Annotated in this window: 19 protein-coding genes and 1 pseudogene; 12 read left to right on the top strand and 8 right to left on the bottom strand. The window is 60.9% G+C overall.

The window, feature by feature from the left end:
* Positions 1-88 precede the first annotated feature (88 nt).
* From E1K68_RS25335 to E1K68_RS27985, 9 genes and pseudogenes are all read left to right on the top strand, one after another.
* Positions 89-2,011, top strand: a complete 1,923-nt coding sequence (locus E1K68_RS25335) for a putative nucleotidyltransferase substrate binding domain-containing protein (RefSeq protein WP_212614796.1) — start codon at positions 89-91, stop codon at positions 2,009-2,011.
* Complete coding sequence (locus tag E1K68_RS25340; RefSeq protein WP_212614797.1) at positions 2,008-2,715, top strand: 3'-5' exonuclease; 708 nt, start codon at positions 2,008-2,010, stop codon at positions 2,713-2,715. The genes E1K68_RS25335 and E1K68_RS25340 overlap by 4 nt, the downstream gene beginning before the upstream one ends.
* Positions 2,716-2,869: 154 nt before the next feature.
* A complete protein-coding gene (locus E1K68_RS25345; RefSeq protein WP_212614798.1) occupies positions 2,870-3,388 on the top strand; it encodes an RNA polymerase sigma factor in 519 nt (172 codons plus the stop codon).
* The gene (locus tag E1K68_RS25350; RefSeq protein WP_212614799.1) at positions 3,385-4,353 is read left to right on the top strand and encodes a FecR family protein; all 969 of its coding nucleotides are present in this window, start codon (positions 3,385-3,387) and stop codon (positions 4,351-4,353) included. The genes E1K68_RS25345 and E1K68_RS25350 overlap by 4 nt, the downstream gene beginning before the upstream one ends.
* Positions 4,354-4,560: 207 nt before the next feature.
* Entirely contained in the window at positions 4,561-6,990 is a 2,430-nt protein-coding gene (locus E1K68_RS25355; RefSeq protein ID WP_212614800.1) for a TonB-dependent siderophore receptor, read from the top strand.
* Between the two features lie 62 nt (positions 6,991-7,052).
* Complete coding sequence (locus E1K68_RS25360; RefSeq protein ID WP_212614801.1) at positions 7,053-8,156, top strand: PepSY-associated TM helix domain-containing protein; 1,104 nt, start codon at positions 7,053-7,055, stop codon at positions 8,154-8,156.
* Complete coding sequence (locus E1K68_RS25365; RefSeq protein WP_003194833.1) at positions 8,153-8,335, top strand: hypothetical protein; 183 nt, start codon at positions 8,153-8,155, stop codon at positions 8,333-8,335. The genes E1K68_RS25360 and E1K68_RS25365 overlap by 4 nt, the downstream gene beginning before the upstream one ends.
* 161 nt (positions 8,336-8,496) lie before the next feature.
* Positions 8,497-9,126 (top strand): glutathione S-transferase family protein, encoded by a 630-nt coding sequence (locus E1K68_RS25370; RefSeq protein WP_094773880.1) that lies wholly within the window; start codon positions 8,497-8,499, stop codon positions 9,124-9,126.
* An 8-nt stretch (positions 9,127-9,134) separates the two neighbouring features.
* Positions 9,135-9,224, top strand: a pseudogene (locus E1K68_RS27985) (outer membrane lipoprotein carrier protein LolA); the annotation flags it as partial.
* A gap of 65 nt (positions 9,225-9,289) precedes the next feature.
* Here E1K68_RS27985 and creD read toward each other — a convergent pair.
* The 4 genes from creD to E1K68_RS25395 are packed head-to-tail and all read right to left on the bottom strand — an operon-like array spanning position 9,290 to position 13,307.
* Positions 9,290-10,639: a cell envelope integrity protein CreD gene (gene creD, locus E1K68_RS25380; RefSeq protein ID WP_034133932.1), complete on the bottom strand. Its 1,350-nt coding sequence runs from the start codon at positions 10,637-10,639 to the stop codon at positions 9,290-9,292.
* 51 nt (positions 10,640-10,690) lie between these two features.
* Entirely contained in the window at positions 10,691-12,130 is a 1,440-nt protein-coding gene (creC, locus tag E1K68_RS25385; RefSeq protein WP_212614802.1) for a two-component system sensor histidine kinase CreC, read from the bottom strand.
* Complete coding sequence (gene creB, locus E1K68_RS25390) at positions 12,130-12,798, bottom strand: two-component system response regulator CreB (RefSeq protein ID WP_003194839.1); 669 nt, start codon at positions 12,796-12,798, stop codon at positions 12,130-12,132. Before creB ends, creC begins: the two co-directional genes overlap by 1 nt.
* 8 nt (positions 12,799-12,806) lie before the next feature.
* Positions 12,807-13,307: an ATP-dependent zinc protease gene (locus E1K68_RS25395; protein WP_212614803.1), complete on the bottom strand. Its 501-nt coding sequence runs from the start codon at positions 13,305-13,307 to the stop codon at positions 12,807-12,809.
* A 171-nt stretch (positions 13,308-13,478) separates the two neighbouring features.
* Here E1K68_RS25395 and E1K68_RS25400 point away from each other — a divergent pair, with 171 nt between their 5' ends.
* A complete protein-coding gene (locus tag E1K68_RS25400; RefSeq protein WP_212614804.1) occupies positions 13,479-14,363 on the top strand; it encodes an acyltransferase in 885 nt (294 codons plus the stop codon).
* Here E1K68_RS25400 and E1K68_RS25405 read toward each other — a convergent pair.
* Positions 14,360-14,932: a DUF2780 domain-containing protein gene (locus tag E1K68_RS25405; protein WP_003194844.1), complete on the bottom strand. Its 573-nt coding sequence runs from the start codon at positions 14,930-14,932 to the stop codon at positions 14,360-14,362. The two genes, E1K68_RS25400 and E1K68_RS25405, sit on opposite strands and share 4 nt — an antisense overlap.
* 135 nt (positions 14,933-15,067) lie before the next feature.
* Between E1K68_RS25405 and E1K68_RS25410 the strand changes: the two genes are divergently transcribed.
* On the top strand, positions 15,068-15,526 hold the full coding sequence (locus tag E1K68_RS25410; RefSeq protein WP_003194846.1) for an anti-sigma factor: 459 nt from the start codon (positions 15,068-15,070) through the stop codon (positions 15,524-15,526).
* A 221-nt stretch (positions 15,527-15,747) separates the two neighbouring features.
* Entirely contained in the window at positions 15,748-16,251 is a 504-nt protein-coding gene (locus E1K68_RS25415; protein WP_144020179.1) for a hypothetical protein, read from the top strand.
* A gap of 137 nt (positions 16,252-16,388) precedes the next feature.
* Here the strand turns inward: E1K68_RS25415 and fdhA are convergent, their stop codons facing one another.
* The 3 genes from fdhA to soxG all read right to left on the bottom strand — a co-directional run bounded on the left by fdhA (position 16,389) and on the right by soxG (position 19,275).
* Positions 16,389-17,588, bottom strand: coding sequence for a formaldehyde dehydrogenase, glutathione-independent (gene fdhA, locus E1K68_RS25420; RefSeq protein ID WP_003194849.1), 1,200 nt, complete (start codon positions 17,586-17,588; stop codon positions 16,389-16,391).
* Positions 17,589-17,774: 186 nt separating this feature from the next.
* Positions 17,775-18,632, bottom strand: coding sequence for a formyltetrahydrofolate deformylase (purU, locus tag E1K68_RS25425; protein ID WP_057702207.1), 858 nt, complete (start codon positions 18,630-18,632; stop codon positions 17,775-17,777).
* A gap of 10 nt (positions 18,633-18,642) precedes the next feature.
* Positions 18,643-19,275, bottom strand: a complete 633-nt coding sequence (gene soxG / locus E1K68_RS25430; RefSeq protein ID WP_003194852.1) for a sarcosine oxidase subunit gamma family protein — start codon at positions 19,273-19,275, stop codon at positions 18,643-18,645.
* Positions 19,276-19,372: the final 97 nt, after the last annotated feature.

Raw genomic sequence — 19,372 nt, forward strand, 5'->3', positions numbered from 1 at the left:
CTCGACCTAGACTTACGTCCAATGGGCACCCACTGCGCAGGAGTCGACCATGCAGCACGATAACGACAAAAACACTGCGGTCACTGTTATGAGTAAAGCTGATGCATTCGCACAGGCGGGTAAAACCGCTGTGTTGCAGAACATCCACGGCACCCTGCAATTCCTGCAACGCTTCCCGCCGTTCAACCAGATGGAACAGGCGCACCTGGCTTTCCTGGTGGAACAGTGCCAACTGCGTTTCTACGGCCCCGGCGACAGCATCCTCAAACCGTCGGGCGGCCCGGTCGAGCACTTTTATATCGTCAAGCAGGGGCGGGTCGTGGGCGAGCGCCCAGACTCGGCGGACACCACCTTTGAAATCGCCACCGGCGAATGCTTCCCCCTCGCCGCCTTGCTGGGTGAACGCGCGACCCGCACAGAACACAAAGCCGCTGAAGACACCTTTTGCCTGCAACTGAACAAGCCGGCCTTTATCAAGCTGTTCGCGCTGTCCAGCCCGTTTCGTGATTTCGCCTTGCGCGGGGTCAGCAGCCTGCTCGACCAGGTCAACCAGCAGGTACAGCAAAAAGCCGTGGAAACCCTCGGCACCCAATACTCCTTGAATACCCGCCTGGGTGAATTGGCCATGCGCCACCCGGTCACCTGCAGCCCGCACACGCCGTTGCGCGAAGCGGTGACTTTGATGCACGAACAGCAGGTCGGCAGCATTGTGATCGTCAACGAACACAAGGCGCCCCTGGGCATCTTCACCCTGCGAGATCTGCGCCAGGTGGTCGCCGATGGCACCAGCGACTTCAGCCAGAGCATTGCCGGGCACATGACCCAGGCACCGTTTTACTTGAGCCCGGAACACAGCGCTTTCGATGCGGCCATCGCCATGACCGAGCGGCATATCGCCCACGTGTGCCTGGTGCAAGACCAGCGCCTGTGTGGCGTGGTCTCCGAGCGTGACTTGTTCTCCTTGCAGCGTGTGGACCTGGTGCACCTGGCCCGCACCATCCGCAATGCACCCCGGGTGGAAAACCTGGTGGCGATTCGCGGTGAAATCGGCCAGTTGGTGGAGCGCATGCTCGCCCATGGCGCCTCATCCACCCAGATCACCCACATCATTACGCTGCTCAACGACCACACCGTGTGCCGGGTGATCGAGCTGACCCTCGCGGAAAAAGGCGACCCCGGCGTGCCTTTCAGTTGGCTGTGTTTTGGCAGCGAAGGCCGCCGCGAACAAACGCTGTACACCGACCAGGACAACGGCATCCTGTTCGAGGCCAAGGACGCCGTCGAAGCCGCCGACTTTCGTGGCCGCTTGTTGCCCCTGGCGCAGCACATCAACCAAAGCCTGGCGCTGTGCGGCTTCAGCCTGTGCAAGGGCAATATCATGGCCGGCAACCCCGAGCTGTGCTTGTCCCGCGTGGAGTGGGCGCGGCGCTTCGGCGCGTTCATTCGTGAGGCGACGCCGGAAAACCTGCTGGGCTCAAGCATCTATTTTGACTTGCGCGTGGTGTGGGGCGAAGAGCGCGGTTGCGAGCAACTGCGCCAGGGCATTCTCGATCAGGTGGCGGATAACCGCTTGTTCCAACGCATGCTGGCCGAAAACGCGCTACTACGACGCCCGCCGGTGGGGCGTTTCCGCGAGTTCGTGCTGACCCGCAAAAATGGCGAAAAAGCCACCCTCGACCTCAAGGTGCAGGGCCTTACGCCTTTTGTAGACGGCGCGCGCCTGTTGGCCCTGGCCAATGGCATCCACGCCAACAACACCCTGGAACGCCTGCGCCAGTTGGTGGACAAGGCCGTGATCGAACCCCTGGATGGCGCCGCCTATGAAGAGGCCTACCACTTTATCCAGCAGACCCGCATGCAGCAGCACCAATTGCAGACCCGCGAGAACTTGCCCTATTCCAACCGCGTCGACCCCGACAGCCTCAACCACCTGGACCGGCGCATCCTGCGTGAGTCCCTGCGCCAGGCCCAACGCCTGCAAAGCAGCCTGAGCTTGCGGTATCAGCTGTGAGTTTGTTTGGCTGGCTGCGCGCCAAAAAGCCCGGGCTCAACCCCGCGCAACAGCAGCGCCTGGAGCAGTTACCCAAGCCCGCCGAACTGGGCAACGGCCCATTGCGCAGCCAGCGCTGGGTAGTGGTGGACCTGGAAACCAGCGGCCTGAACCTTCACCGCGACCAGGTGCTGTCCATCGGCGCCGTGGTCATCGAAGACGGTGCGGTGGATTTCTCCCAACTGTTCGAACGCACCCTGCAGCGCACCGACACCAAGCTCAGCCCCAGTGTGCTGATCCACGGGCTGGGGCCCAGTGCAATTGCCGCCGGCAGCGACCCGGCCGAGGCGTTGCTGGATTTCATGGCGTTCGTGGGCGACAGCCCTCTGCTGGCTTTTCATGCGCCGTTTGATCAACACATGCTGTGCCGGGCGCTCAAGGACAGCCTGGGGTATCGCCTGGCCCATCCATTCCTGGATGTGGCTGACCTGGCCCCGCTGTTGTGCCCCGAGGCGCACATTCGCGAGGCCGGGCTGGATGACTGGCTCAACCGCTTCAGGCTACAGGCCGGCGAACGCCATCACGCCAGCGCCGATGCATTGGCGACGGCGGAGCTGATGCTGATCCTGTTCAGCCGTGCGCGACAGCAACAGATCGACACGCCCCAGGCGCTGCAAGCGCGTTTGGCCCAATGGAAACGGCGCAAACAGGCGCCTTCCCTTTAACGCTTCGCGCCCGACGCGGAGCATCGCAGGATGCATTCCCACGCAGAGCGTGGGAACGATCTCCCGACAGACGCCAATTGCGCCCACTCCACGCCTCTGCGACAATCGCGAATAATTCTCGTTAGTTTAAACCTCTTGTTTATTCGGTGATGCCTTGTCGTCGGTCCAGACCCCACGCAGTGAGCTTGTTGGTGCGTTATATCGCGACCACCGTGGCTGGCTGTTGGCTTGGCTGCGACGTAACGTGGCGTGCCCGAGCCGTGCCGAAGACCTGAGCCAGGACACCTTCATGCGCCTGCTGGGCCGTGATGAGTTGCGCGAGCCCCGCGAACCGCGGGCGTTCCTGGTGGCGATCGCCAAGGGTTTGCTGTTCGACTACTTCCGTCGTGCAGCTTTGGAGCAGGCCTACCTCACCGAATTGATGCTGATCCCGGAAAGCGAACAGCCTTCGCCGGAAGCCCAGCAACTGATCCTCGAAGACCTCAAGGCCATCGACCGCCTGCTCGGCAAATTGTCTAGCAAGGCCCGCGCCGCGTTCCTCTATAACCGCCTCGACGGCCTGGGCCACGCCGAAATCGCCCAGCGCCTGGGCGTGTCAGTGGCCCGCGTGCGCCAATACCTGGCCCAGGGCATTCGCCAGTGCTACATCGCACTGTATGGCGAGCCGTCGTGACCGCCATCGGCTCCAAACCGGTGTCGTCGCGCGTGCTGGATGCCGCGATTGCCTGGCAACTGTCCCTCGACTCGGGCAACGGCAACGCGGTGGAACAGGAAGAGTTCAGCAAGTGGCTGGCCAGCGATGAGGAACATGCGCGCGCCTGGCGCCAGTTGGGCATGCTCGACCAGCGTTTCAGCATGGCCTCGGGCCCGGCCCGGGCGGCGTTGCTGCAATCGCGCCACGGCATCCGCCAACGCGTGCGCAAACTGGGCCGGGGCCTGGCCAGTATCGTGCTGGTGTGCGGCCTGGCGCTGTTTGCCGGTGAGCGTTACGTGCCTATTCACTATTGGCTGGCCGACCAGCGCACCGCCACCGGTGAACAGCGCACGCTGAAGCTGGCGGACGGCACGCGGATCAACCTCAACACCCACAGCGCCATTGATGTGCGCTTCGACGAAACACGCCGCTTGATCGTGTTGCAGGCAGGCGAAATTCTCGTCGAAACCGGCCACGACGATTCACGCCCTTTCTACGTGCAAACCCGCGATGGCAGCCTGCGGGCGCTGGGTACTCGGTTTATCGTCAAGCGCGAAGACGACGCTACGCGCCTGAGTGTGTTGCAGTCAGCCGTGGCCGCCCAGCCCGAGGCGTTGCACCACGAACAGGTGTTCAAGGCGGGCCAGCAGGTGCTGATGCGCAGCGACGGCCTTGGCCCGTTGCTGGCCGTCACCCCGGCCACCGATGCCTGGGCGCGCGGCATGCTGGTAGTGGACAACGCTCGGCTGGGGGATGTGATCGAGGAGTTGGCGCGCTATCGCACCGGCTACCTGGGGGTGGATAACAACGTGGCCGACCTGCGCATCACCGGCAGTTTCCCGCTGCATGACACCACGTTGGCATTGAATGCGCTGTTGCCGACTTTGCCGGTGCAGATCGAGCAGCACACGACGTGGTGGGTGACCGTCAAGGGTAAGCCTTAGGTCCTGCAGCGCCTGGGCGATTGCTATCGCAGGCAAGCCAGCTCCCACATTTCGAATTGCGAGCACCTTCAACTGTGGGAGCTGGCTTGCCTGCGATGAGGCCCTCAAGCACACCTGCGAAAAATATTTTCACTCATCCCTATCACTTTTCGATTCTCGCTCGGCACCTAGGCAATTGAGAAATATTTCCATTCAGGAGCCGCCCTTATGTCCCGCACGCTAGACACCTTGTTGCGCCCCAGCCTGTTAGCCGTGGCGATCGCCCTCAGCGCCCCGCTGGCCAGCACCACGCTGTATGCCGCAGAACAAGCGTCCAGCGTGCGCGCCTACAACCTGCCGGCTGCGCCTCTGGCCAGCACACTGAACCAGATCGCCAGCCAGGCCGGCCTGGCGCTGACCCTCAACCCCGCACTCGCCGCCGGCAAGACCTCGGCGCCGGTCAAAGGCCAGTTCGATGCGCAGGGCGCGTTGCGTGAGGCCTTGCGGGGGACGGGGTTGCAGTTGGAGCAAAGCAGTGCGGGCACTTACACCCTGATGCCGGTTCCGGAGGGCGTCGTCGCCTTGCCGACCACCAACATCACCGGCCAAGGCAGCTATGAAAGCGCTTGGGGGCCGGTGGAGGGATATGTAGCAAAGCGCACCGCCGCCGGCACCAAAACCGATACCGCGCTGGTTGAGGCACCACGCTCGATCTCGGTTGCCACCCGCGAGCAGATGCAGGACCGTAACGTGCAGAACCTCGACGACGCGGTCAAGTACATGCCCGGCATCGTGTCCGCCAGCTACGGCAGCGACACCCGTTACGACTGGATGCGTGTGCGCGGCTTCGAGCCGACGCAATTCCTTGATGGCCTGCCACTGCCCCGTGGCGTGTACGCCAACCCAAAAGCCGAAACCTGGAACCTCGATCGCCTCGCCCTGCTGCGCGGCCCGGCTTCATCGGTTTATGGTCAAACTCCACCTGGTGGCTTGCTGGACATGGTCAGCCGCCGTCCCAGCGCCGAACAGAGCAGTGCTATCCAGGTGCAATACGGCAGTGACAACCACCGCCAGATCAATTTCGAAAGCACTGGCAAGATCGATGATGAGGGCCAGTTTCTCTACAGCGTTGGCGGCGTGGTGCGCGATGCCGGTACCCAGGTCGATCACATCGACAACAAGCGGTACAACATCGCACCGAGCTTGACCTGGAATATCGACACCGATACCAAGTTGACCTTGCTGTCGCAGTTCACCCGCGACGATACCGGGGCGACCAGCCAGTTCCTGCCGATAGTCGGCACCAAGATCAAGTCGCCACTGGGTGACGTTTCGCATCATAAAAACCTGGGCGATCCGGACTACGAGTTCTACGACCGTACCTATTACGCACTCGGCTACGCATTCGAGCACCGCTTCAACGATACCTGGCAGTTCAAACAGAATCTGCGTTACACCAAATCAGAATTGTCGTTCCAACAATTGACCGTGGGCGCCTTTGCCTGGGCACCGGTCGACGCCGAAGGCAATATGGACCGTTCTTCGACCAACGTGGACGAGAACATCGGACAATTGGCGGTAGATAACAACTTTCAGGCCGACTTCTCCACCGGCGACGTCACCCACACCCTTCTACTCGGGCTTGACCACCAGCGTACCGATACCTCGTACCTGTCGATTTACGGGCAGGCCGGACGAGTCAACATCTTCAACCCGGTCAACACCACGCCAGTTGAACGCCCCGCACGCTCCGGCGCTTTCTACGACTACAATCAGAAAACCGTCCAGACCGGTCTCTACGTCCAGGACCAGATGGCTCTTGATAACTGGCGCCTGACCCTGGGGGGCCGTGAAGACTGGGTGCACCAGGGCACCACGTACTTCAACAAAAACGACGCGACCAATACTGACCGCAGCAAGAATTTCAGCGGGAACGCGGCACTGAGCTATGTGTTCGACTCGGGCTTCGTACCGTATATCTCCTACGCCGAATCTTTCCAGCCGGCGAGCAACGCCAGTGCCTCTCCTACAGAGTCCTATAAACCTACCGAAGGCAAGCAGTGGGAATTGGGGATCAAGTACCAACCGCCGGGTTCGAACACGCTACTCAGTGCCGCGCTGTATGACCTGACCCAGAAGAACGTTCTGGTCAGCAGCTTCCAGTCCGGTGGTGTGTCTGTCACCGACCAGACCGGCGAAGTGAAAGTCAAAGGCCTGGAGCTGGAAGCCGTATCTGACGTGACCGAAAACCTCAAAGTGATCGCCGCCTACACGCTGGCCAAATCCGAAGTGCAAAAAGGCGAGTTCAAAGGCAACCGCCTGCAACTGATGCCTAACCAGCAAGCGTCCTTGTGGACCGACTACACCTGGCACACCGGCGCGCTCGACGGTTTCGGTATCGGCTTCGGCGCCCGCTACACCGGCAACACCTACGGCGACCAGGCCAATACCTGGGCCGGCAAGGCCAACGCCTACACTGTGTTCGACGGCGCGGTGCACTATGACCTCGGCCGCCTGGACAACAGCCTCAAGGGCGCGTCGGTGAAAGTGAACGCGACCAACCTGTTCAACAAGGACTACATTTCCACCTGTGATGGCTCCTATTGCTACTTCGGCGACCAACGCAGCGTCGTCGCCAGCGCCACCTACCAGTGGTAATCAGCTGAGTTAACAGCCAGGCCGCCCCACCGGGCGGCTTTGGTGCATCTGAAGGCTAGACAATGAAAAGCAAAACCATCCGCCGCTGGTCCTTCATCCACACCTGGACCAGCCTGATCTGCACCGTATTCCTGCTACTGCTCGCCCTTACCGGCCTGCCGTTGGTGTTTCACCACGAGATAGACCACCTGCTGGGCAATGAGCCCGAACTGGCGCAGATGCCTGCCGATACGCCCCGGCTCAACCTCGAGCAGCTTGTAGCCAAAGCCCAGGCCCATCGCCCCGGCGAGGCCATGCAGTACCTGGCCTGGGACGAAGACGACAACAACGGCGTGATCGCGATCATGGCGGCCACCGCCGGCACGGAGCCGAACTCGTCGCACACCTTCATGCTCGATGCCCGCACTGGCGAAACCGTCGAAATGCCGTCTGCCAATGGGGGCTTCACCCTGTTCCTGCTGCGCCTGCATGTGGATATGTTTGCCGGGCTGCCGGGCAAGTTGCTGCTGGCGTTCATGGGCCTTCTGTTTGTACTGGCGATTATCTCGGGCACGGTGTTGTACCTGCCGTTCATGCGCCGCTTGAAGTTCGCCACGGTGCGCCAGGATAAGTCCACCCGCCTGCGCTGGCTCGACCTGCACAACCTGATCGGCGTGGTCACCCTGACCTGGGCGCTGGTGGTGGGTGTGACTGGCGTGATCAGCGCCTGCGCCGACCTGATCATCGCGGCGTGGCGCGAGGACAGCCTCAGCGCCATGATCGAACCCTACAAGAACGCCCCGCCGCTGACCCAGCGCGCAACCGCCACCGAGCTGTTGAGCATTGCCGCCAAGGCCGTACCGGGTATGGAGCCAGACTTTATCGCCTTCCCCGGCACACGCTTCTCCAGCGAACATCACTACGCTGTGTTCATGAAAGGCAGCACGCACCTGACCTCCCATTTGCTGACACCGGTCCTGATCGACGCCAGCACCCTGGCCGTCACTGCCATCGCCGAACGGCCGTGGTACATGGACGCCATGGGCATGTCCCAACCCCTGCATTTTGGTGATTACGGCGGCATGCCGATGAAAGTCCTGTGGGCGGTGCTGGATGTGTTGACCATCATCGTGCTGGTCAGCGGCATTTACTTATGGGTCGTGCGGCGCAAGGCGGCCAAGGTATGAAGCCGCGGCAGTCGAATTTCTGGAAGGTGTTTGCCATACCACTGGGGATTGGCCTGCTCAGTGCCGCCGGGTTGTTTGCGGCGCTGCTGGGGGATGGGTGGTGGGATTCGTTGAGTTGGATCGGGCTCGGGATACCGGCAATGATGGGTGTATGGGGGTTGGTTAAGCGGCGCGGCTGAGGTCGCTATCGCAGGCAAGCCAGCTCCCACATTTTGACCTGTGAACGCCGTCCAATGTGGGAGCTGGCTTGCCTGCGATGAGGCCGCAAAAACAACGTGGCCCCCTCGCCAGGCACCGCACAACCCTCTAGGCTAGCCACAATTCACCTCGAGGAATGCCCATGTCCGCGCCCAGCATGACCTTGTTCCACAACCCAGCGTCACCCTTCGTGCGCAAAGTCCGCGTGCTGCTGATCGAGACCGGCCAACAGGACCGCGTGGCCCTGCACGCTTGCATGCCCACGCCCATCACCCCGGACGCCGATGTGGTGCAAGGCAACCCCACCGGCAAGATCCCGGCCCTGCGCCTGGCCGACGGTTCGGTATTGCACGACAGCCGGGTGATCCTCGATTACTTCGACCACCAGCATGTCGGCAACCCGCTGATCCCCCGCGACGGCTCGGCCCGCTGGCGGCGCCTGACCCTGGCCTCGATGGCTGACGGCATCATGGATGCCGCCGTGCTGGTGCGTTACGAGACCGCCATGCGCCCGCCAGAAAAACACTGGGCGCCCTGGCTGGAAGAACAGCGCAACAAGATCCGCCGCGCCCTCGCCGAGCTGGAGCGAGACGCCATTGCCGAACTGGCCAGCCACTTCGACATCGCCACCATCAGTGTGGCCTGTGCACTGGGTTATATCGACTTTCGTCATCCGGATATGCAGTGGCGCTCGGACAACCCCAAGCTTGCCGCCTGGTACGCCGAGGTCAGCCTGCGGCCTTCGATGCAGCAGACTCAGCCGCCCCTGTAGGAGCGAGCTTGCTCGCGAAAATCGTCAACGATAACGCGGGTAGTCTGGTTAAACGTGGTGTCTTGGCGTTCTTCGCGAGCAAGCTCGCTCCTACAGTGTGAGGCGGTGTGATTGAGGAAGTTGACCATCTTCGCCTTCATCTGCTGGTCTTCGCGCAGTCCGATCATTGCCCTTGCTCCACCTTGCGTTTACCCACGCCGTACCAATCCAGCTTGCGTGTCAGCACCATCACTGTGCCCAACAGGCCAAACAGCAACAGCGAGCCCATCAACAGCGCGTAATCCTCGGCACTGAGCAACCCGTACAGCAAGCCATACAACGCCGCCAGTCCGGCCGAAAACCCCAGGCCGTGGGCAACGCTGCGCAGCACATGGCACACGTAGAAGCCGATCAACACCACACAGGCGCTGGCGGATATCAGGTAGGCCAGGGCAAAGCCCAGATGCTCGGACAAGGACAACAGCAGCAGGTAGAAGAACGCCAGCGCGACGCCCACCAAAGCGTACTGGATCGGGTGCACCGCCAAACTCTTGAGCACCTCGAACAGGAAGAAGCCAGCAAAGGTCAGCGCGATAAACAACAGCGCATATTTAATCGCCCGGTCGCTCTTGAGGTACTGGTCTACCGGGTCGATGAAGTTCACGCCAAAGCTGCGGTTGCTGAAGTTTTCACAGCCTTGCCCGTCCAGGCAGTTCTGCAGGGCTTGTTCCAGATTGGTGGAGAAGAATGTCGTCTGCCAATTGGCGCTGAAACCCTGGTCGGTGACCTCACGTTGAGCCGGCAGGAAGTTGCCGATAAAGCTCGGGTGCGGCCAGTTGGACGCCAGTGACACCTGGCTGGTCTTGCCCACGGGCACCACTTGCAGTTGCTCGGTGCCTTGCAGGCGCAGGTCGAAGGCGAACTCCACCACGGCGGGTTTCTTGCTGTCTTGCTCGGGCAACGTCACATGCACACCCTCGCCCAGCCAATCGACTTGGGAACCCGGCGAGAACTCCAGCCGCTGCTCACCCAGTTCCAGCTTCAGCGCGTTTTCAATGCCGCGAATATCACTGATGCCCACCGCCAGAAACGCCGGTTCAAAGCGGTAATCGGCAAAGTCTTCGGTGATCCCCAACTGCGCAGGCAGCTCGAAACGCCCGCTGATACGGTTGTCGGCATGGAACAACCGCGCCTGGTAGATCCCCCGCGAGCGCAGTTCGGTTTGCACCTTGCCGTCGAGTTCAAAACGGTCCGGCAGGAAATACAGACGTCCGCGTTCTTCACGGGTTTCTTCGTAGCGCTTGTTGAGCTTTTCATTGAGCTTCCACTCACGCACGGTCTTGCGATACGGCACCACCATCACCGGCCCGGTGAGGCGCTGGGCAAAGCTTGAGCTTCTGGCAATGTCCATCAATACGCCGTCGCGCAGTTGCTGACGGTCGCTGATGATGCCGTTGATCATCAACAATGGAATCAGCAACAGCAGGATCAGCAGCGCAATCGCGCCCAATTTGAAAAGCAGGTTGCGGTTCATGGGTCTCTCCCTGTTTTGATGGGGAGAGTCTGCCCAGCCGGTATGGGGGATTTATGTGGGCAATGTGGAGACTGTGTGGAGATGCAGCACCGCTTGCACGCCGCCTGGCACATTGCCGATCTGCAGGGTGCCGCCGTGCAGCTTCATCACTTCTTCGACAAAGTTGAGCCCCAGGCCCGTACTTTTGCGCCCACTGGCCGGGCGCGGCAGCGAGTAGAAGCGCTCGCTCAGGCGCGGCAAGGCGTAATCGGGAATCGCCTCGGCCTGGTTGAACAGGCTGACCTGCACCTCGTGATGCCGCACCTGGGCGCTGAACCTCAGCGTGCCGCCGGGCGGGGTGAAATCCAGGGCATTGTCCAGCAGGTTACCCAAAGCCTGGCGCAGCAGGAAGGGTTCGCCAAACACCCGCAGATCGGCGGCGATGGCCTGCTCGACGTGCAAGCCGGCGCCTTCGATCCGCGCACATTGAGCCTTGAGCACATCCTCAACCAGCGCGGCCAAAGGAATGCTCGACTGCTCTTCCAGACCCTGGCGCTGCTCCACCTGGGCCAGGTTCAACAGGCGTTCGATCAGCTGCTGCAGGCGCGCGCTTTCGCTGTCGATATTGCCGACAAACCGCTGCTGCTGCTCGCGGCTCATATCGCCCTGCAACAACTCCGCCGCGCCGCGAATCGCCGCCAACGGGCTTTTCAATTCATGGGTCAGGGTATGCACGTAGCGCTCTACGTAAGCCTTGCCTTCCAGCTGCGTGCGCATGTGTTCCACGGCGGTGGATAACTGCTTGAGCTCGCCGCCGCGATAATGCGGCAACTCGGCGCGGCGGCCCTCGCTCACGGCTTCGGCATAGGCGGTAAGGCGTCTGAGGGCCACCGTCAGCCACCACGACAATAGCGCGCCCAGCAGCAGCCCCAGGGTGACCAGCCCGGCGCCGTACCACAGCAGGCGCCGCTCGGTGCGATCCACGTAGGGTTGCAACGAGCTGTTGGGCTTGGCCACGGTGACCACGCCGATGATCTGGCCGTTATCGCGAATCGGCGCCCCCACGTGCATCACTGATGAAGTCGGGTCGTCCACATCGCTGCGGGTGGAGCGCGCGCCGTATTCGCCACGCAGGGTCAGGTACACGTCGTTCCATTTCGAATAGTCCTGGCCCACCGCTTCACCGCTGGAGTCGAGCAATACCCTGCCCTTGGCGTCAGTCACGTAGATGCGATGGTTGACCTGGTTTTTCGGCAGCCCCCAGATCACCGCACCCGGTTGACGGTTGCCATAGGCCTTGAGCAGCGCTGGCCAATGACTCTGGCCAAGGGTGCCGTTCTTCACGTCCTCGCGCAGGATCTCGGCCAACAGGTTAGCGGTGTCCACCAGGGTTTCTTCGGTGGACTGGCGCACGCCGGGGCGGACTTCCTTCATCACGGTGTTGAGCACGAAGTAGCCGGTCAGGCCGATAAACAGCGCATACACCAGGAAAATCCGCAGCCCCAGGCGCATCAGCTGTGGCTCGGGCTGTAGCTATAGCCAAGGCCACGATGGGTCTGGATCGGCTCGGCGTCCGCCGCCACACTCCGAAGCTTGCTGCGCAGGCTTTTGATATGGCTGTCGATATTGCGCTCGTAACCGGCATCAAAGGGTACGCCCACCGCGTCCAGCAATTGTTCGCGGCTGAACACGCGCTCGGGTTGTTCCAGCAGGCTTTGCAGCAGGCGGAACTCATGACGCGTGAGGCTCAAGGGTTGGCCGCGATAGAGAATCTGCATGCGCTCCAGATCCACTTGGAACAGGGTTGGCGCCACACCCGGGCCGACCCGCTTGAGAATCGCCCTGACCCGCGCCGCCACTTCCCGTGGGCTGAAAGGCTTGACCACATAATCGTCGGCGCCGATCTCCAGCCCCACCACCCGGTCGATCTCGGCATCCCGGGCACTGAGGAACATCACCGGCACTTCGCTGAACCGGCGCAATTGTTTGCAGGTTTCAAAGCCAGTGATGTCCGGCAGGCCGATGTCGAGGATGACCAGGTCGGCCGGGGTCTGGCGCTGATGTTCCAGCGCGGCCTGGCCGAGCGTCAGCCAGGTAGTGGTGAAGCCTTCGCCTTGCAGGGCAAAGATCAGCGTGTCGGCTATTGCCGCTTCGTCTTCGACAATCAGGATGTGCGGCATGGGTTCAATCAGCAGTCCGGTTTGTCGGCAGTGTAACGACGCGCCGGGTTAACTGCAGCGCCAAATTCACGCAGGGCCTTGGCGCCGATCAGCAGCGGGTAGTTGAAGCTGCTGCGGTCGGTGAGGTTGACCTCGACGGTGCGCTTGACGTCGCCCAGGCACATTTCCAGGTCGATCACCGGGCGCTCGGCCACGCTGGCTTCGTCCTTGTCATCATCTTCGTCGGCGCGGCTCTTGATCTTGCTGATGCGCGACACCTTGTGCTCATACACTTTGTTGCCCGCGTCTTCACCGCCGAGGCGGAAGCGCACCCAGTCATCGCCGTCGCGCTTGAAGGTTTCGATGTCACGCGCCGACAGCGAGGCGGTCAGTGCGCCGGTGTCCATCTTGGCCTTGAAGGTCTGGCCGATCTCCGGCAACTGGATGTATTCATAGCGACCGTAAAGGGTCGGCTCGGCCGCCATGACAGGTACGGCAACCAGGGCGAACGCGGCAAGGAGTAATTTCACGGCAGGATTTCCTCGAAAGAAGTGGGCGGAGTCTAGACCGCAAACACAGCACTTAGTTGGATGACCGAGCATATCGCGCACAGTGTGAAACATTCGTCGGGCATTTTGCGATTTGGCCTCTAGACTCACCTTGCTTATCATGGCCCGCCCACAGAATTCCAAGAGTTGCTTATGCGCCGCCTGCTCACCGGCTGTCTGGTTACACTGCTGCTGTTACTCAACACGCTGATCCTGATCGGCCCCTTGATGGTCTTCGCCCTGCTCAAGCTGGTGGCGCCAGGGCGCTCGCGTGACTATGCCTCATGGGCGGTGATGTGGATCGCCGAGACCTGGGCCGAGATCGACAAGCTGATCTTCGCCGCGTGCATCCCCACCCAATGGGATATTCGCGGTGGCGAGGACCTGCGCGGCGATACCTCTTACCTGGTGATCAGCAACCACCAATCCTGGGTCGACATTCCCGCACTCATCCAGGCATTGAACCGGCGCACACCGTTCTTCAAGTTCTTCCTGAAAAAAGAACTGATCTGGGTGCCCTTCCTCGGCCTGGCCTGGTGGGCGCTGGATTACCCCTTCATGAAGCGCTACACCAAGGCGTTCCTGGCCAAGCACCCGGAGCTGGCGGGGCAGGATTTGAAGATCACAAAGCAAGCGTGCGAGCTGTTCAAACGCCAGCCGGTCACCGTGGTCAATTACCTGGAGGGCACGCGGTTCAACGAGGCCAAGCGCACGCAACAGGCTTCACCGTATAACCGGTTGCTCAAGCCCAAGGCGGGCGGTGTGGCCTTTGTGCTGGCGGCGATGGGCGAACAGTTGGACGCGATCCTCGACGTGACCGTGGTGTACCCGCAGCAAAAGATTCCGGGGTTCTGGGACTTGATCAGCGGCGCGGTGCCGAAGGTGATCGTGGATATCCGCACCCGCGAGCTGGGCTCGGCGTTGTGGCAAGGGGATTACGAGAATGATCCGGCCTTTCGCCAGACCGTCCAGAACTGGGTCAACCAGCTCTGGATGGAAAAGGATGCGCGCATCGAGCAACTGCGCGAGGAGCCTTAGCTGCCGGTGCCCCAAGCCTGAGCCAATTTACCCAGTACGGAGCTGCTGGCGCCCTCGCCGCCGAGGTATTTCAGGATCACCGGGGCAAACTGACCGACCATGCCGCTGTCCATGCCCAAGGCGCTGAAGGCGGTGTTCAAGTCATTGGTGCTTTTCACGTTGCCCAACAGGCCGTCCAGGCCGCTGGTCTTGCTGCCGCCGGTTTGGCCGAGCATCCCGCTCAAGGCACCGAGGCTGCCCAATGCGTTATTACCCGACAGCTTGTCGAGGCCCGGCACACTGTTACTCAGCTGCGAGAAGTCATTGCCGCTCAATTTGTTCTTGGCCAGGCCCAGCATAGCGCCCGTGCCGCCCACCGCTTGCTCGGGGGTGATGTTCAGTTGCGAGGTCAAGGCCGTCAGCAGGTCGGCCGTCTGCGACGTGGGCGCGGCGGCAGCGGCCTTGTTGTTGCCACCCTGCATGCCGGAAATGGCGTTGGCTGCATCGCCAAGGCTGAAACCTGCGGCGAATACCGGGCCGGCGGCCACGGTCAACAGGCAGGACAGGGCAAAACCGCGTGAAATCTTCATCGAAACAACCTCTGGATATAGGGGTAAAGCAGGCGTTGGACTGGGTATCCCGTCGGTTGTTCCAAAGCCCCTCAGGAACCCATCGAGGATAAGCGGGTCCATGAACTGACTATAGAATTTGTCGAGAAGAGACTTATGACTGCGATCCAACCCCCAGTGATTGAGCACAAGCCTGCGTTCTGGAGCCGCCCTCGCCTGTTCATCGGCGCCTGCGTGGTGGTGGTTGCCGGTATCGGCGGCGCGCTCTACACCCAGGACAGCGTCAAATCCGCGGCGACATTGGTGACCACGACCCAGCAGCCAGCCGCACAGATCATGGCCCACAAGGATTACCTGGAAGTAGAACCGATTGCCTCCACGGCGCCAGCACCGGACCAAAGCCTTGAACTCTGGGCGATCCCTAAAGATGGCGCACCGGTGTCACTTGGCCTGTTACCGGAGGATGGCAAAGGCATCATTGGCCTGAACCCCCGCCAGCAGGAGACGATCAAACAACCGGTGGAGTTGATGGTAAGTTCTGAAACCAAAGGTGGTTCAGTGAGTAAGCAGCCAACCGGGCCTACGGTGTATCAAGGGGCACTGGCCACTCGCTAATCATCGGCTGCGCAAACTCGGTTCAAACTGTCGGAGCGGGCTTGCCCGCTCCAACGTCACCTGTAAATCGCCCATCACACGATCAGACATTTTGAATACTTATTCAATTTGATTATAGACCGTATAAAAAATGAATCTAAAAACCTGTCAACATTCACAGTAGCTCATATCAAATTAAATATTGATGATGGAGACTCCTTCAAGCACTGGAGCAAACAAGGATGAACCCCTCAACATTCAAAAAACAGCCTTCTCTGAGCATGTTCTGCCTGTCAGGTTTTATATCGCTGGCTGCGTTATTTGGAGCCACTTACGCGTCGGCGGAAAGCTGTCCAGATCTCAGTCAGGTCACTGGTTCTTTGGACAACGGAACCTACAAATACCAGTTTGGTAATTGGAAAGGCTCCAATCAGCCCGGCGCACCCGACGCTGAGAAGTCTTACCTGAATGCAGGGCTACACTTTGACAGGGTCACACTGGCGCAACGGGTAATTTCAAGCACAGAGGGATCGGAGGATCCCAATGAAACAGAAAGTCCGGGCACAACTGTCGCCTACATCAGATGCGATTATGTTGGCGCGGGAGATGACGCTCGAATCCGACTGGTCAAACGCGTCGGCGAGCTACCTAAACCGGATGCTGGCACTTGGGAAAATGAAACCACCACTAATACAGCCGGCACGATCAACAAGTACTGCACCCATACAAGTTGCTCTTTTAAATAAATACGACTACCAGACCTCTCAGCGTGGGTTGTCGCGTGGAGAATTCAAAGCCGCTAAACGCGCGTTACCTCACTATGAAAGTCCTAGCTTTCAAATAATGCAGCAGGGCGGCCGTTGGCCGCCCTTTTATCTTGAACTCAAGCTGCACTAAACAAACTATGCGGATCAATCACAAACTTCTTCGGCACACCCGCATCGAACTCGCCATACCCGCGTGGCGCGTCATCCAGGCTGATCACCTGCACGCCGACGATCTCGGCAATGTTGATACGGTCCCACATGATCGCCTGCATCAGTTGGCGGTTGTATTTCATCACTGGCGTCTGCCCGGTGTGGAAGCTGTGGGATTTGGCCCAACCCAAGCCGAAGCGAATGCTCAGGCTGCCCATTTTCGCGGCTGCATCGACCGCACCTGGGTCTTCGGTCACGTACAGACCTGGGATACCGATCTTACCCGCCACGCGTACCACGCCCATCAGCGAGTTGAGCACCGTGGCCGGGGCTTCGGCCTTGACGCCATCGTGGCCGTGGCCGCGCGCTTCAAAGCCCACGCAGTCAACGGCGCAGTCCACTTCCGGCTCGCCGAGCAACGCGGCAATCTGTTCGTGCAGCGGGGTGTCGGTGGACAGGTCGACCACTTCAAAACCCTGGGCCTTGGCGTGCGCCAGGCGGATTGAGTTGACGTCACCGATGATCACCACCGCTGCACCCAGCAAACGAGCGGAGGCCGCAGCAGCCAGGCCCACCGGGCCGGCGCCAGCGATGTACACGGTGCTGCCTGGGCCGACGCCGGCCGTGACGGCGCCGTGATAGCCGGTGGGCAGGATGTCAGAGAGGCAGGTCAGGTCACGGATCTTCTCCATGGCCTTGTCGCGATCCGGCAGTTTCAGCAGGTTGAAGTCGGCATACGGCACCAGCACGTACTCGGCCTGGCCGCCGGTCCAGTCGCCCATGTCCACGTAGCCGTAGGCACCACCGGCACGGGCCGGGTTGACGGTCAGGCAGACGCCGGTGTGTTGTTCCTTACACGAACGGCAGCGGCCGCACGCGACGTTGAACGGCACGGACACCAGGTCACCGATTTTCAGGTTCTCGACGTCGCTGCCCTTCTCGATCACTTCACCGGTGATTTCATGCCCCAGCACCAGGCCGGTCTGGGCCGTGGTGCGGCCACGCACCATGTGTTGGTCGGAGCCGCAGATGTTGGTGGAGACCACGCGCAGGATGACGCCGTGCTCAATCTTCCTGCCACGGGGGTCCTGCATTTTGGGATAGTCGATTTTCTGTACTTCGACCTTGCCGTTGCCGAGATACACGACACCACGATTACCAGACATGCTTTCACCTCGCTGTTGTTTTTATGGAACTGCGTTGCCGCTTGGATGGGCAGCGCATTGAGTGCTCGGGTACAGATGCTGTTTCTTGTGTTGCTTGTAAGGGCCTCATCGCAGGCAAGCCAGCTCCCACATTCTGGGGGTGTGAACCCGTTCCACTGTGGGAGCTGGCTTGCCTGCGATAGCGATCTAAAGAACGACGGTGCGATTGGCGTTCAAAAACACCCGCCGCTCAATGTGATACCCCACCGCCCGCGCCAACGTGAGCCCTTCGATATCCCGGCCCTTGGCAATCAAGTCCTCGGGATAGTGGCTGTGATCCACCACCTCCACGCCTTGGGCGATGATCGGCCCTTCATCCAGATCGTTGTTGATGTAATGCGCCGTGGCGCCCACCAGTTTCACGCCCTTGTTGTACGCCTGGTGATACGGCTTGGCGCCCTTGAAGCCCGGCAGCAACGAGTGGTGAATGTTGATGGCCTTGCCGTCCAGCTTGCGGCACAGCTCTGGTGACAGCACTTGCATGTAGCGCGCAAGGATCACCAATTCGGCGCCGGTGTCTTCCACCACTTGCCACACCTGGCGCTCCTGGGACGGTTTGTCGTTGGGGTCCAGGGGGAAATGGTAGTAGGGAATCTGGTGCCAGTCGGCCAACGGCTTCAGATCAGGGTGGTTGGACACCACCGCGACCACATCCATCGACAACTGGCCGATGCGCTGGCGGTACAGCAGGTCGTTGAGGCAGTGATCGGCCTTGGAGACCATGATCACCACTTTGGGCCGGTAGTTCGGGGCCGTCAGTTCGAAGATCATGCCAAAAGCTTCACCACGGCTCGCCAAGCCGTCGCGGAACGCCTGCTCGTCAAAGCCGTCAGGCTGCCGGAACTCAACACGAATGAAAAACCGACCCGAGAGGCGGTCATCAAACGAATGGTGCTCGGTGACGTAGCAGCCCTGTTCGAACAGGTAGCGGGTGACCGCGTCCACCGTGCCGAGCACGCTGGGGCAGTCGGCGGTCAAAATCCATGTATCGGGTGCGCGGCTCATGGGCGATTCCTCAGGCTTGAACGCTCAAACCGAATTCGGCCGAGGCATCCTGCAACCACAACCACCAGTAATCCGAGAAGCTGCGACGGATCAACAGTTCCCAAGTGTCTTCAGCAGTATGACGGATCACCAGTTGCGACTTGGCGAACACCGTACCCACGGCCTTGCCCACCGGGAAGTTGTTGGGGTGCACGTCGTAGCTGGTGGACTTCATCAGCACATCGCGCACGTTAGGGCCGCTCAACTCAAGAATCTGCTGACCACCGCTGACGTTGACGATCTGGATATGCAGGTCGCCCAGGGCGGCGCGCAGGTTTTGCTCGGCAGCAAACTCCTCACCGCTCGGCACAATCAACAGCCACTCATCCGGGCCGAGCCACTGAAGGCTGGTTTCACCTTTGAAGACCACGCTCAGCGGGCCGGGCAGTTCGATACCGACGGCCTTGTGTACGCCAGCGGCGAAGGCGGCGTCGTGGCCATCGCCACGGATAGTCAGGTGGCCGAGGAGTTTCTTTTCACGCACGGTCACGCCGGCATTCTTGCGGCCCTTGCCGACCAGGCTGGCGAGGTCGGCATGGTGCAGCGACGACTCGGCCTTGGCACCGGTAGTGGGGCGTTGTTGGTAAACATTGGCTGCTGTCATAAAGCACCTGTTCTGAATTCTGTTGATCGTTCCCACGCTCTGCGTGGGAATGCCGCCATGGACGCTCTGCGTCCGCCCTTGGGGCGCAGAGCGCCCC

The sequence above is a fragment of the Pseudomonas sp. B2021 genome, from assembly GCF_018135665.1.
GTDB classification, from domain to species: domain Bacteria; phylum Pseudomonadota; class Gammaproteobacteria; order Pseudomonadales; family Pseudomonadaceae; genus Aquipseudomonas; species Aquipseudomonas lactis.